This is a genomic window from Oricola nitratireducens (assembly GCF_014904745.1).
Taxonomy (GTDB): Bacteria; Pseudomonadota; Alphaproteobacteria; order Rhizobiales; family Rhizobiaceae; genus Oricola; species Oricola nitratireducens.
This window is the reverse complement of the sequence record NZ_JACZCS010000028.1, coordinates 1-13,330: the sequence shown is the minus strand read 5'-3', so window position 1 is coordinate 13,330 and position 13,330 is coordinate 1. Positions and strand designations below refer to the sequence as shown.

The window sequence follows — 13,330 nt, the reverse complement described above, 5'->3', positions numbered from 1 at the left end:
GCCCGCACCGATGACGATGTAATCGTATGCGCGCCCAGCCATTTCTTCTCCCAGTCATTCTTCTTCGGTGGATTCTCACAAGGCCGGCAGCGGGAGGAAACTGCCAAAATGTCAGATTTGGACAAAGTGACCTTGTCGAACATTGCGACGGTTGTTTCTAATGGCGGTCGAACCAATCGTGTTGAAATGGTCACGCCATGACTCGTGAGGAATTGTTGCGAATCTTGAATTTCGTCGACGATACGCGATCGATCTCCGAACAAGATGTTTCTCTGTCTTCAATCGATCCACGTTGGAACATCATCTCGTATGCAATGCGCCGCCATTTGGAGGGCAAACTGCTCACGATCACATCTTTGGCCATGGCCGCGAATGTTCCCTATGGCACGGCCATGCGGCGTGTAAACGAACTGATCGATGAAGGACTGCTTATGCGCCGCCCGCGCTCGAAGTCCGGGAAATCCTATTCCATTCACCCAACGCGTAATCTGATCAAGTATTTCGAGTCATTTGCAATGCACTTCAAGGCTCTGGTCGGGAGAACATTCGGGTTCAACACAGGAGACAACGCCGTCGAAGATTTCTATTTTGGCGGATATTACATGGCTTCGAGGATACTTTCTTATCCCAACGCGATACGAAAAGGGCCGGGATACAACAAGACAATCCGGATTCTCGCTCCCATCGACCCCACCTTCAAGACCATCCATAAGTTCGCCTCCAACCTGAACGAGTTGTGCGGGACCAATCTGGAAGTCGTCAATCTTCCTATCGATCAACTGTATGGACGGATCGTGAAGAATGCCAAAAGCAGGCATTCGAATTTCGACCTGATCGCGGTCGATCTGCCCTGGATCGGGCAACTGGCAGAGGAAGGCATCATCCAGCCGCTCGACGATATCATCAGGCAGGAACGCTACAACTCATCGGACTTCCACACGGCTGCATGGAAGGGGTCCTCCTACAAGCGCAACCAGTATGGCCTTCCAATTCAGCCGACCGTGGAGCTGATGTTCTGCCGCTCGGACCTGTTTGTCGACGCCGGATTGGATTTCCCCCGGACAACGGAGGATGTCCTTTCCGCAGCCCGGACCCTGCATCGCTCCGATTTCGATTTGTCGGGAATCGTCATGAATTATGGTCGTGGGGTTCCCGTCGCGCACACATTCGTCCAGACGTTGGCCGATCACGGGCAGCCGGTCATCAATTTGGCGCCGCAGGGCGACGGATTTACCGTCGACGAGATCAAAGGCGGGAATTTTCGCCCAATGATCGATACGGAAGTCGGACGCCGAACGGCCGAATATCTCATGGAACTACGCGATTATGCGCACCCGGAGAGCCTGAAATGCGATTGGGACCGGCGTATCGCGATCTTCTCGGGCGGCCGGGCGGCGATGACCTATGGTTGGTCGGTGAGGGCAGCGGCATTCGAACTCGACGAGGATTCACCGGCTCACGGCCGCGTGGAGTTCATTCCCCATCCGCACGGGCCGGGAGCGGCTACGGTTTCACCGATTGGCGGATTTGCTCTGGCAATGCCCACCGGCCTCAGCGAGGACAGAATCCAGTCGGCCTGGAAAGTCATGGAGTATCTTACACGGCCCGAAATGCTGAAATGGTACGTCCAGCACGGCAATCTGACGAGTCCGCGCTTTTCGACAAGCGCTGATCCCGAAGTTCAGGCGATCAGTCCGTTGATCGGCAAGATAGACGCGATGGAGCGACGCGGCGAGTTTCAGACCTGGCCGCGTCCGCCAATCCCGGAATTCAACGAAATTCTGAACGTACTGGGCGACGAGATGCATGCGATGTTGGCGGGTTGGCAGCCTGTCGCCGCAGCTCTTTCGAATTCACAGAACCGCATCGATTCGGTGATGCGTTCACGAGGCCACTACTAAGCGGCCCGCCAGAAGATTCATTTTGGACATATGAAGCCTCGCGACGACGAACAGTCATCGTGCACAGTGATGGCGTCCGAATATCGCTGGCTGCCGGGGTTCAGACCTCTCTAGGAAAGCGGTCGGTCGGCAGTCAATCAGGGAGGAACCTAACATGCGATTATCTTCGATCATCAAGACCGCGCTCGGTGCTGCGCTGATTTCAGGCGCGATGGCGGCAAGCGCGGCTGCCGCCGATTTCAGCCTTTCGTTCATCGTGAAGGATATGACCAATCCCTACTACTGGCGTATGGGCGAAGGTGCAAAACGCGCCGCCGAGGAACTCGGGATCGACCTCAACTTCGTGTCCGCCAAGGTCAATGGCGACATCGCCGGCCAGATCGCCGTCGTCGAAACCGAGATCGTCAAGAAGCCGGATGCGATCGTCCTCGTCCCGATGAACGGTACCGCGCTCATTCCCAAAGTGATGGAAGCCAATTCCGCCGGTATACCGGTCATTACGGCCGATACGCGCGTGGACAAGGGGCCGGCCAAGGTCGAAACCTTCGTCGGTCTGGACGAGGAACAGTCATTCGCCGGTATGGCCCAATGGGTCGTCGACCAGTTGGGCGGAAAAGGGAAAGTCGCCATTCTCGAAGGCTTCCGCGGCAGCTCGACGGCAGAATTGCGCCTCAAGGGCATGATGAAAGTCTTTGACGCCAATGAGGGAATCGAAGTGGTCGCGTCCATCGCCGCCGACTGGGATTCCGAAAAGGGGCTCAAGGCATCGGAAGACATTCTTCAGGCGCACCCGGACGTAAACGCGATCATCGGCTCCAACGATCTGATGGCGCTTGGCGCGGTGCAAGCCGTCAAGGGAGCGGGCAAGCTCGATGATGTCATCATTGTCGGCGACGACGCCATTCCCGCGGCCCTTACCGCGCTGAAGTCGGGCGAACTCGACGCGACAATCGACGGCAATACCGATCAGGTCGGCTATGAAGCCGTGATGGCCGCCTACAAGCACGTGACCGAGGGAACCGAACTCGACGACTGGATCGTCGTTCCTTCGACAATCCTGACAGCCAAGGATGTCACCCAGGCGTACCTTGATCGCCGGGGCGTAGAGCTCAACTAACATTGGTCGATTGACGAACCATGGCCGGGTCGACCCCGGCCATGACCTTGGCGGGAATTTCGAAATGACCGAGATCATACCTCTTGTCGAGATGCATCATATCTCGAAACACTTCGGGGGACTGCAGGCGCTGACCGATGTCCATCTCGACCTCTACCCCGGAGAAGTCCTGGGCGTCTTGGGCCACAATGGCGCGGGCAAATCCACACTGATCAAGATCCTTGCCGGCGCCGAAATGCCGAACGAAGGCTCGATCTTCGTCAACGGGCACGAGGCACATATAGGCAATCCCAATGATGCTCGCGACCTGGGGATCGAGACGATTTATCAGGAGCTCGCGCTGTGCGGCAACCTGTCGGCTCCCGCCAACCTGTTCATGGGGCGAGAGCTGCAGAAATGGGGCTTTCTGCGCAAGCGGGCCATGCGCGACGAAGCGGACAAGGCGCTCAGCCGACTGAACATTCGAATCAAGTCCCTCGACGCGGAAGTGCAAAGCATGTCCGGCGGACAGAGGCAGTCGATCTCCATCGCCCGCGCGGTCCATTTCGACACGAAAATACTGATCATGGACGAGCCCACCGCGGCGCTTGGCATGGAAGAGAGCAAGAAGGTCATGGACCTGATCGTCGAACTCAAGAAGCGCGGCCTGGGCATCATCTGGATCAGCCACGATATTCACGAAGTGTACAATTTCACCGACCGTATCGCGATCCTCAACGGAGGCCGGAATGTCATAACCGCCGGCACCCGCGAGTTTTCGCAGGACGAGATCGTTTCGATGATCATTTCCGGCAAAGCCATTGAACGGGATGCGGGGGGAGTGGCGCAATGAAGTCCATCGAACGTCTCAAGTCTCAACCACTGACGTGGATTATCCTCGTAGCGCTGGCGTTGATGCTGACATTGTCGTTTGCATCGCCGTATTTCATGACATTGGGAAACATGACGAACCTGATGAAGCAGGTTTCGATCGTGGCAATCCTTGCCGCCGGGCAAGGCATCGTCATCATTTCCGGCGGGATCGACTTGTCGGTAGGTTCGGTTCTGGCGCTCAGTGCGGTCACGATCGGATGGCTGATCGAAGCGGGTGTCCCTTCCGGACTGGCAACAATCGGCGGGTTGGCGGTGGGTACTCTTGCCGGCTGGATCAACGGAATGGTCATCACGAGGGGCCGAATCCCGCCGTTCATAGCCACACTTGGCATGCTCGGCATCGCACGTGGCGTGGCGCTGGTTATCACCAATGGCGTTTCCTACCAGGTGCTTGATCCGCTCTTCCTGTTCATCGGCAACAGCAAGTTGGCCGGACTGCCAATTCCGCTTTTTTTCGTGATCGGCGTCTATGCCGTGATCTGCGTGATGATGCACCTCACGGTTCTGGGGCGGCATGTGTACGCGATCGGCGGTGACGAGAGAGTCGCACGCCTGGAAGGCATTCCGGTCGATCGCCAGAAGGTGAAGATTTACATGCTGTGCGGCTTCTTGTCGGGAGTGGCGGCCGTCGTGCTGGTCGGGCGCCTTGCGGCGACGCCGCCGAGTGTCGCCGAAGGCATCGAATTGCAGGCGATCGCGGCCGTCATCATCGGCGGCGTCAGTTTCGCCGGCGGGCGAGGCATCGTGGCGACGGCATTGGTGGGCGCGCTGATTATGGCGATGATTACCAACGGGCTGAACATACTCGGCATATCGTCCTTCTACCAGCAAGTCCTTATCGGAATGGTGATCATCGCCGCGGTGTGGCTCGACAACCTGAAATCGCGGAGCGGATAGAAGTCATGGGTATCGAGACGTCAAAACCGGCCGTCGGTATCGGTCTCATCGGTTCCGGTTTCATGGGGAAATGTCACGCAAATGCGTTCCGGTCGGTGGGCGGTCTCTTCGATCTGCCGGTTCGGCCCGTGGCTGAAATACTGGCGGACATGACCGACGAGGTGGCGCAAAGGAGCGCCGCCGCACTGGGATTCAAAAGATCGACGAGTGATTGGCAGAAGCTTGTCGATGATCCGGCTGTCGATATCGTAGCGATCACGGCACCGAACGTCCTACACGAACCGATGGCCCTGGCGGCCATCGCGGCCGGGAAGACTGTTTACTGTGAAAAGCCGCTTTCAACTACCGCCGCTTCAGCGCGCAAGATGACCGAAGCTGCGGAGGCCGCGGGCGTTGTCACGATGGTCGGTTTCAATTTCCTGCGCAACCCGATGATCGGCCTGGCGCGCGAGATTATCACCTCGGGCGAAATCGGCGAAATCACGGGATTTCGGGGACGCCATGCGGAGAACTACATGTCCAGTCCGGACGTGCCGCATTCCTTCCGGACCGCGATAGAGGGCGGAGGGGCGCTTGCTGACATCGGCAGCCATATCATTTCGATGGCGCGCTACCTGCTCGGTCCGATCGCTGACACCTGCGCAGACTCGCACACGATTGTCAGGGATCGTCCCGTGAGTGCCGGTTCCTCCCATCGTGCTCCGGTCGAGGTCGATGACATGACCCACGCGCTTGTCCGGTTCGACAGCGGCGTTGCGGGCAGCCTGGAGGCGAACTGGGCCGCCAGCGGGCGCACGATGGATCTTTCCTTCGAGATCACCGGGACCAAGGGAGCCGTGGCGTTTTCCCAGGAATTCATGAATGAACTGCGACTCTACACGGGGGTCGGGGCACGTGCCGGCTTCAAGCGAATCGAAGCCGGTTCGCAACATCCGCCCTACGGGCAGTTCTGCCCGGCGCCCGGTCACCATCTCGGTTTCAACGATCTAAAAGTGATCGAGGTCGCTCAACTGGTTGATGCGCATGCGTCCGGCGGAACCGGCTTTCCCGACTTCCGCGAAGCGCTTGTCGTTCAGGAGACGGTGGAGGCGATGCAGGAATCCGCGCGATCAGGAGCCTGGGTGACCGTGCCGGGTGTCAGTTGACTTTCCGCTTCATCACCTGTTCGCACCGCGCCTGCGCATCGCGTAATGCCGCTGCCGGTTTCTTGTTTCGCAGCAGCATCATGTGGATCTCTTCTCCAAGCAGGTGAACGAGGCGCGTCAACTGAGGCACTGCCGGTCTTGGCCACGTCTGCAACTGGCCGATCCGCGCCATTTTGTCGACCGTTGCGATGACGGCTCGTCCATGCGCGACGAGAGGATCGTTGCAGACGCTGAAGCGCGAACTGACTAGGCTTCCATTCTCTATATAGAGTTTGGTCGCTGCTGCCGAGGTGAGGGTGCGCGCGGCTTGGCGCGCCGCCTCTAACCGTGATTCTTTCAGGTTGGAAGGGATACAGATATTCCATCCCCCCAATGGCGCGATACGCGGAACGCCGGGGGCGGACGGATGGGGAAGATAGCCCGTCCGACCGTGAGCCGGCGAATTTGGTTGGTTTTCCACCATGGGAAGGATCTGAGTGTAGCAATAGGCCATGGCCGCATGGCCTTCGGCATAGCATTTGGCCCGTTCATACCAGGACATCTGCAGCACGTTCACCGGGGAATACGCGGAAAGTTCGAGCAGGAACTCGGCGGCGTCCCGCGCCTCGGGGCTGTTCAGCATCGGGACAAGGTGTTGCTCGTCCAACTCCGTATCGACAAAGCCGCTGCCCATACGCGGCAGGTTCAACACCGGCCGGCCGAAATCGGCCATGAGCATCATGAAAGTTGTCCCGACCGGCGTTCCGCGCGCACCGTTCCAGCATATTCCGTTGAGTTCCCGCGCCGAACCATGCAATCGCCGGGCGGCGGCGAGCATGTCTTCGAGTGTCTCGGGTGGCTCAATTCCATTCCGCTCGAATATATCGGTCCTGTAGATGAGCAGTTCGGGCGTGGTCTGTACGGGAATGCCGTACAGCGTGTTCCCGCGACGTGCCGTCGAGAGTGCTTCCGGATGAAAATCCATGAATTCGCGCGCATCGGGCTTATCGAGCGTGTCGACTGGCTGAACTGTTTCGCGATCGATGAGTTGCTGCATCCAGCAGACATCGCACGTAACGATATCGTAGCGAGATTGCGGCCGATCCGCATTGTCGAGGATCTCCTGGTGCAAGCGGTCGATGCTGAGCGCTCGCACATCAAGCTCGGTCCCGAAATGAAGCTCGAACTGGCGCTTGACCTTTTGCATGGCCATGAAGGCCGGATCCGCGTGCAGCAGGATGCGCAGGCCGCCGGGAAGGGACAGCTTGGTCTGCATGACCGGAAGCGGGGGTATGCTGGCGGCGGAAAGATACGAAGCACCGAAGAAATAGTCTGTTTCCTCGTCAAGACCGAAGGCTGTGCCCAGGAGCGACTTCATTCTGCGCACATAGTCGAGCCAGTGCCGGATCGCGCTTGGGCTAGGATGCAACGAGAACGTCTTGCCGCTGCGAGTTCGAGTTCGTTTAGTGATCAATCCCTTCTCGATCATGCCCTCAATCATCCTGTGGGCCGTGCCGCGCGGAAGTCCGGAAGCATCGATGAGCGAAGACGGGGTTTCCAGCCGGCCCCGCAAATGGGAACGCATGAGTTGTACCATCACCGGGAGTTCACGAGGCGTAGCATTCAGGCCGAGCGTGTCTTCCGTTTCGTGCATGAACCGGCTGACAAACTCGAGAAACCGATCCAGTTCGTGGCCGGACATCTCGGAGAAGAATTGCCGGGAAACACTGTCCTGCGCGATACCTCGTTCCGGATCGGACATTTTCTCGGGCGGCCTCCGGCGTTGATATTCCTGAAAGGTCTCACTGTAGGGCGGTGATTATTGTCGAGCAACGCACTAAAAATTCCAAACTGGACACTTAGTGCGTTGCGGTCAATCCCGGCATCTTGAAGACTGCCAGAGAATTCTTACAGAGAGGCGATTGATGCTACGATTTGGGATTGTCGGCACCGGCCGTATCGGTGACATGCATGCAAGACTCGTTGCGATGCAGCCGGATGCGTCGGTGACTTGGTGCTTCGACGTCATGGAGGACAACGCTGCCGCTACAGCGGCCGCTGTCGGGGGGCGGGCAACCACGGATGTCGATGCCCTTCTGGCGGCCGACGATGTCGATGCGGTTCTGATCGCTACCCCGACCAACACGCATGTCGAAATGATCTTACGGTCCGCCGAAGCCGGCAAGCCGATCCTTTGCGAAAAACCGATCGACGTCGATATTGAGAAAGTCGAAGCCTGCCGCCAAGCGCTGGAAAAATTCGCTGTGCCGGTTCAACTCGGCTTCAATCGTCGGTTCGATCCGAGTCACGCCGCCGTGCAGGCGGCTGTGGCGTCAGGGGAGGTAGGCGCATTGGAGTTGCTGGTCATCACCAGTCGCGATCCGGGGCCGCCGCCGCCACGGCCCATACTCGAAGCCTGTGGCGGCCTGTTTCGTGACACAACGATCCACGACATGGACATGGCCCGCTTCGTGATGGGCGAAGAGCCGGTTGAGGTTTTTACCATGGCGGCCAATCGGGTCGATCCGGTCTTCGCTGAACTGAACGATGTAGATACCGCTATGATCGTCATGCGGGCCGAGAGCGGCGCACTCTGTCACATAAACAATTCCCGACGCACAAATTACGGCTACGATCAGCGCGTAGAGGCATTCGGCGCCGGTGGGATGGTTCGGTCGAACAACCATCGCCCCACCGAGATGTCCCGTCATGGAGCCAGCGGAACAGCGACCCGCGATCCGCTGCTTTATTTCTTTATCGAGCGTTATCGCGCCGCCTATGAAGGCGAGATCCGCAGTTTCATCGACAGTGTCACGGCGCGAACACCGCCCCGCGTTACTTTCGAGGACGGACGACGTGCGCTGATCCTGTCGGACGCGGCTCTCGAATCCTACCGAACGAACAAGCCAGTAAAGGTCGACTACTCATGAGTACCTACAGCAGCCCTTACGGCGCAGCCGCAGATCACGCGGCCTCCGGAAGGGATATTCCGCTTGATCGCCAGTTCGAGGGGAAGATTGCCGTCGTCACCGGCTCAACGCAGGGGCTGGGGCTGACGGCTGTCGAGTTGATGTTGCGGCGCGGGCTCAAGGGGGCGCTGATCCTCGGCCGAAAGGAGGCGGAGGGCCGGGCGGCGGCAGACCGTCTGAGCAATGACCGACAGAAGGTCGTCTATCACCGCGCGGATCTCACGCGCCTTGAAGACTGCCAGGGGATCCATGATCGGGCTGTCCAGGAATTCGGAAGCTACGACATCCTGGTTAATTCGGCGGGCGTGACAGACCGCGGGGGAATTCTGGACGGCGATTCCGATCTCTGGGAGCGCACATTCGCCATCAATGCCCGTGCGCCTTTCTTTCTGATGCAAAACGCCGCGAACCATTGGCGTGAGTTGGGAAAGCCCGGGACAGTGGTCAATGTCGCAACGATTACGGCCCATGGCGGCGTTCCGATGCTGACCGTCTATGCAGCGTCGAAGGCTGCGCTCGTCGCGACGACAAAAAATGCGGCGTTTTCGCTAATGCGCGACGGGATCCGGATAAATGCCTTGGCGATCGGCTGGATGGATACGCCGGCAGAGGACATAACCCAAAAGACATTTCACGATATGCCAGAGGGTTGGCAGGCGGAAGCCGGCAAGGCTTTGCCCGCAGGCAGGCTGCTGAGCATGAACGAGGTGGCGCGATGGATCGCGCATCTCGCCAGCGAGGAGTCCGGGATCATGACGGGCTCGATCATCGACTTCGACCAGGGAGTGATCGGTTGCTACGAGGCCACGCCGTTGCCTGAGAAAAAGGGCTGACGCCGAGCGGCGGTCGGGACAATTCCAAGTTGGACAGAACAACGAACGACGCAATCCCGATACCACAGTAGGATTTCGCTCAATCCCAAAGTGGAACGCCGTGGGGTGCCTCTGGGAGAAACCAATCGTATGGCGACGGAGGCTGGGTCTGGACCCGGGCCGGGACCTTGGCGGCGCGTCTCTTTGGGAAGGCGAGTGAATCGATCATGCGCCCGATGAGCGGGCGGAGATTATCCAAAGGAGGAGACCATGATGAAATCTTTGAAAATCCTGATGTGTAGCGGCACTCTTGCGGCGGTTGCGGCCGCGGGGGTTGGCGCTTCGCCCGCAGCAGCCGCTGGTGCAAACATCTTCTTCATGCTGCCGAACAGCACAACGATCCGGTTTGAGCGCCGCGACGCTCCGCTTTTCGTGGAAGCGATGAAAGAGCGCATGCCGGATGCGACCGTGACCGTGCAGAACGGGGAGGGCGATCCCGACCGGCAACAGCGCCTAGTGGAGGATGCTATCGCCCAGGGCGCCGATCTCATTGTCTACACTTCGTCCGATGCCAACCTAGCCGCCGGTGCGTTAAAGGCGGCGGATGATGCCAATGTGCCTGTACTGCTCTATGAGCATGACGCGATTGGCGGCAAGGCCCAGGCGCATGTGCTTTTCAACGCGCGCGCGGTGGGACAGGCCCAAGGCAAGCGCGCCGCGGAGCTAATCGAGGCGATGCCCGAGGGTACGATCAAGATTGCGCGTGTGAAGGGCAATCAGGGGGAGTATGGTACCACGCAGTACGAACTGGGCCAGAATGAATACCTGCAGCCGCTCATGGATTCGGGGCGGATCGAAGTCGTCTGTGAGGACTTCACGCCGAACTGGGACCCGGTAAAGGCTCAGGCCTTCTCTGAGAACTGCCTCACCCGCACCGGCGGTGACGTCGACATGTTCCTCGGGATGAATGACGGCACAACCGGCGGCGCTGTCGCCGCGCTAATTTCTCAAGGCTACAAGAAGGGCGACGTAATCGTTACCGGTGGCCAGGATGCTACAATCGAGGCCGTTCAGTTCATCGTCCAAGGGTGGCAAGACAACACGGTTTTCAAGGATCTTCGAGTCATGGCCGAGGCCGCCGCCGACCTGACGGTCGAAATTCTAAATGGCGAGAAGCTTTCGGACAAATGGATCAACGGCAAGGTGAACAACCAGTACATGGATGTCCCCGCTGCCTTCCTACCGGTAAAGAACGTCACGATTGACAATGTGTCCGACGTTGTCGACGCCGGCATCTACACGTGGGATGAGATCTGCAAGGGCGCCGAAGACACCGAATTGTGCAAGAGCAATATGTGACTTGGAAAAGCCTCGACGGCGGCTGGCGGTCTTGACCGCCAGCCGCATCGCCAATCGGGAAAAGAGAACATGACAGACGCGATCCTGAGCCTGCGCGGTATCTCCAAGCATTTTGGCGGCGTCAAGGCGCTGACAGATGTTTCGCTTGAGCTTGAACGCGGCAAGGTCGTCGCTCTTGTCGGAGACAACGGTGCCGGCAAATCGACGCTGGTCAAAGTGATGTCAGGCGTGCATCGGCCCGATAGCGGCAAGTATATTTTTGAGGAACGGGAAATCCAGGTTTCAGATCCTGCCGCCATTGCGGATATGGGGGTCCAGACGGTCTATCAGGATCTCGCTTTATGCAACAATCTGGATGCCGTTCAGAACCTGTTCCTCGGGCGCGAGATGACCGGCCCCTGGTGGACGGGGTTTCGACTGAATCGAGCTGAGGCCGAAAGGAAGGCGCGGGATGTCCTTAAGCGGCTGAGGCTGGATTCAATTTCCCTGAGGCGCAATGTTGGGGCGATGTCGGGCGGTCAACGCCAGAACATTGCTATCGCCCGGTCGATTCTCTGGGAGCCGAAAGTCGTGCTCTTGGATGAGCCGACGGCGGCGCTGAGTCACTCCGCTGCCGAGCAAGTCGGTGCCCTCGTACGCGAACTCGCGTCGCACGGCCTCGCCGTGTTGGTGATCAGTCACGACATCCATCATTTCGTGCTGGAAAATACAGATCGCATTGAAGTGCTGAGGCTCGGTCGCAATGCTGCGAGTTTCAATTCCAAGGAAGTCACCGGTGAACAGGTGGTCAACGCCATGGTGGGCGGCAACGAAGCCGTCAACATGGCCGGCTGAGACGAGGCGGCAACATGACGGTTTCAGATATCAAAAAACAAAATATCACCGCGACTGCGCAGCCGAAACGGGGTTTGTCTGAGCGTCTCGGCAGCGAACTCCGATTTGTCCCGGTAGCTGTCGGATTGTTAGCGCTCTTTCTCTTCTTTTCAACTCAGTCAGATGTTTTCCTGACCAGCCGCAATCTCAATAACCTTCTGGTGCAATCAACCGTTACCGGCATTATCGCGCTCGGACTGGTCTTTGTTCTCTTGGTCGGCGAGATTGACTTGTCGGTTGCTGCCACTTCGGGTGTCGCCTCCGTTCTGATGGCGCAACTTGTCGTCGAAGCGGGGATACCCATTCCGCTGGCAGTCGCCGCGGGCGTGCTGTGCGGAATGGTTATAGGTGCAATATCCGGACGGTGGATTACGCTGATCGGCGTGCCATCCTTCGTGGTTACGCTGGGTGTCGGCCTATTGCTGAACGGTGTCCAGCTGATGCTGCTGCCGCGTACCGGCCGCTACAATCTTCTCAACACCGGTGTAGAGAAGATCGCCGCGACGAATATTTCCGGTATCTGGGCATGGATACTTGTCATAGGGGCAATAGCGGTCTTTGCGCTTCTGCGGTTATCGACACTGCGTGCGCGGCAGCGCGCCGAACTCGATGCTTCCTTTACTTGGGGTGTCATTCTGCCCGTCGCGCTCGTAGGGGTGGTCCTTGTCGGCATTCTGCTTTTCCTCGAAAACCTGCATGGCCTCCCCATGCCCCTTATCATTTTCGTCGGCCTGTTGGGCGTGATGACTTATGTGGCATCCGAGACGCGCTTTGGCCTCAGTCTCTATGCAATCGGCAACAATGCCGAGGCGGCGCGCCGGGCCGGCATCAAGGTTGACCGGATCAAAATTACCGCCTTCGCCATCGCTGGCGGCATGGCTGCCTTCGGGGGCATTCTGGCGGCGTCGCGCCTCCTCGGCGTGTCGGTATCCTCCGGTGGGGGCATTGGAGGCGGCGCACTCCTTCTTGAGAGCATTGCGGCAGCCGTGATCGGGGGAGTTAGCCTGTTCGGTGGCCGCGGTATGGTCGTTGGGGCGCTGTTCGGCGCACTGATCATCGCAACAGTGTCGAACGGACTCAACCTGATGGGCGTAGCGAACGAGGCCCGTCTCGTCGTGACGGGACTACTGCTGGTCCTCGCCGTCTCAATCGACCGCGGCATCGAAAGACTTGCCGAGCGCAGTTAGGACCACCCAAAGGCAGGAATGCCGAGGGGGCTTCGGCGGTCCCCTCAACTGCCGTTTCCGGACATGACGGGGACGAGGCGGCAGACCCTGCTGTTGGATCTGTTCAGCAGAAGGAATTGCAATGGCCAAGATCGGTACACCAAAGGAAGTGTTTGCGGGCGAGGCGCGTGTCGCCATGACCCCGGACAGCGCGCTTCAACTTCAAAAACTGGGACATG

General features: G+C 58.8%; 12 protein-coding genes. 11 read left to right on the top strand and 1 reads right to left on the bottom strand.

The genetic code is table 11. The features are described 5' to 3' along the window. The 6 genes from IG169_RS23880 to IG169_RS14335 form a co-directional block, all read left to right on the top strand. Positions 1 to 201: hypothetical protein (locus tag IG169_RS23880; RefSeq protein WP_210326030.1), on the top strand; the 201-nt coding region annotated here is incomplete at its 5' end. 23 nt (positions 202 to 224) lie between these two features. Continuing rightward, complete coding sequence (locus tag IG169_RS14355; protein ID WP_210326029.1) at positions 225 to 1,901, top strand: extracellular solute-binding protein; 1,677 nt, start codon at positions 225 to 227, stop codon at positions 1,899 to 1,901. 154 nt (positions 1,902 to 2,055) lie between these two features. Continuing rightward, complete coding sequence (locus IG169_RS14350) at positions 2,056 to 3,018, top strand: sugar ABC transporter substrate-binding protein (protein ID WP_193176916.1); 963 nt, start codon at positions 2,056 to 2,058, stop codon at positions 3,016 to 3,018. Positions 3,019 to 3,082: 64 nt separating this feature from the next. Next, positions 3,083 to 3,850, top strand: a complete 768-nt coding sequence (locus tag IG169_RS14345) for an ATP-binding cassette domain-containing protein (protein ID WP_193176915.1) — start codon at positions 3,083 to 3,085, stop codon at positions 3,848 to 3,850. Beyond that, complete coding sequence (locus IG169_RS14340; protein WP_193176914.1) at positions 3,847 to 4,788, top strand: ABC transporter permease; 942 nt, start codon at positions 3,847 to 3,849, stop codon at positions 4,786 to 4,788. The genes IG169_RS14345 and IG169_RS14340 overlap by 4 nt, the downstream gene beginning before the upstream one ends. Before the next feature lie 5 nt (positions 4,789 to 4,793). Then, positions 4,794 to 5,933: a Gfo/Idh/MocA family protein gene (locus IG169_RS14335; protein ID WP_193176913.1), complete on the top strand. Its 1,140-nt coding sequence runs from the start codon at positions 4,794 to 4,796 to the stop codon at positions 5,931 to 5,933. Here IG169_RS14335 and IG169_RS14330 read toward each other — a convergent pair. Continuing rightward, positions 5,926 to 7,674: an extracellular solute-binding protein gene (locus IG169_RS14330; RefSeq protein WP_193176912.1), complete on the bottom strand. Its 1,749-nt coding sequence runs from the start codon at positions 7,672 to 7,674 to the stop codon at positions 5,926 to 5,928. The genes IG169_RS14335 and IG169_RS14330 overlap by 8 nt on opposite strands. 163 nt (positions 7,675 to 7,837) lie before the next feature. Here IG169_RS14330 and iolG point away from each other — a divergent pair, with 163 nt between their 5' ends. From iolG to IG169_RS14305, 5 genes are all read left to right on the top strand, one after another. Next, entirely contained in the window at positions 7,838 to 8,842 is a 1,005-nt protein-coding gene (iolG, locus tag IG169_RS14325) for an inositol 2-dehydrogenase (protein WP_193176911.1), read from the top strand. After that, a complete protein-coding gene (locus IG169_RS14320) occupies positions 8,839 to 9,714 on the top strand; it encodes an SDR family oxidoreductase (RefSeq protein ID WP_193176910.1) in 876 nt (291 codons plus the stop codon). The genes iolG and IG169_RS14320 overlap by 4 nt, the downstream gene beginning before the upstream one ends. Before the next feature lie 249 nt (positions 9,715 to 9,963). After that, positions 9,964 to 11,052 carry an ABC transporter substrate-binding protein gene (locus IG169_RS14315; protein WP_193176909.1) on the top strand — a complete coding sequence of 363 codons (1,089 nt, stop codon included), beginning with the start codon at positions 9,964 to 9,966 and terminating at the stop codon, positions 11,050 to 11,052. A gap of 69 nt (positions 11,053 to 11,121) precedes the next feature. After that, positions 11,122 to 11,886: an ATP-binding cassette domain-containing protein gene (locus IG169_RS14310; protein WP_193176908.1), complete on the top strand. Its 765-nt coding sequence runs from the start codon at positions 11,122 to 11,124 to the stop codon at positions 11,884 to 11,886. 14 nt (positions 11,887 to 11,900) lie between these two features. Further along, positions 11,901 to 13,112, top strand: coding sequence for a sugar ABC transporter permease (locus IG169_RS14305; RefSeq protein WP_193176907.1), 1,212 nt, complete (start codon positions 11,901 to 11,903; stop codon positions 13,110 to 13,112). Positions 13,113 to 13,330 lie beyond the last annotated feature (218 nt).

Coding starts and splice junctions, on each gene's coding strand:
- IG169_RS14350 (WP_193176916.1), top strand. CDS start 2,056: ATGCGATTATCTTCGATCATCAAGACCGCGCTCGGTGCTGCGCTGATT.
- IG169_RS14345 (WP_193176915.1), top strand. CDS start 3,083: ATGACCGAGATCATACCTCTTGTCGAGATGCATCATATCTCGAAACAC.
- IG169_RS14340 (WP_193176914.1), top strand. CDS start 3,847: ATGAAGTCCATCGAACGTCTCAAGTCTCAACCACTGACGTGGATTATC.
- IG169_RS14335 (WP_193176913.1), top strand. CDS start 4,794: ATGGGTATCGAGACGTCAAAACCGGCCGTCGGTATCGGTCTCATCGGT.
- IG169_RS14330 (WP_193176912.1), bottom strand. CDS start 7,674: ATGTCCGATCCGGAACGAGGTATCGCGCAGGACAGTGTTTCCCGGCAA.
- iolG (WP_193176911.1), top strand. CDS start 7,838: ATGCTACGATTTGGGATTGTCGGCACCGGCCGTATCGGTGACATGCAT.
- IG169_RS14320 (WP_193176910.1), top strand. CDS start 8,839: ATGAGTACCTACAGCAGCCCTTACGGCGCAGCCGCAGATCACGCGGCC.
- IG169_RS14315 (WP_193176909.1), top strand. CDS start 9,964: ATGATGAAATCTTTGAAAATCCTGATGTGTAGCGGCACTCTTGCGGCG.
- IG169_RS14310 (WP_193176908.1), top strand. CDS start 11,122: ATGACAGACGCGATCCTGAGCCTGCGCGGTATCTCCAAGCATTTTGGC.
- IG169_RS14305 (WP_193176907.1), top strand. CDS start 11,901: ATGACGGTTTCAGATATCAAAAAACAAAATATCACCGCGACTGCGCAG.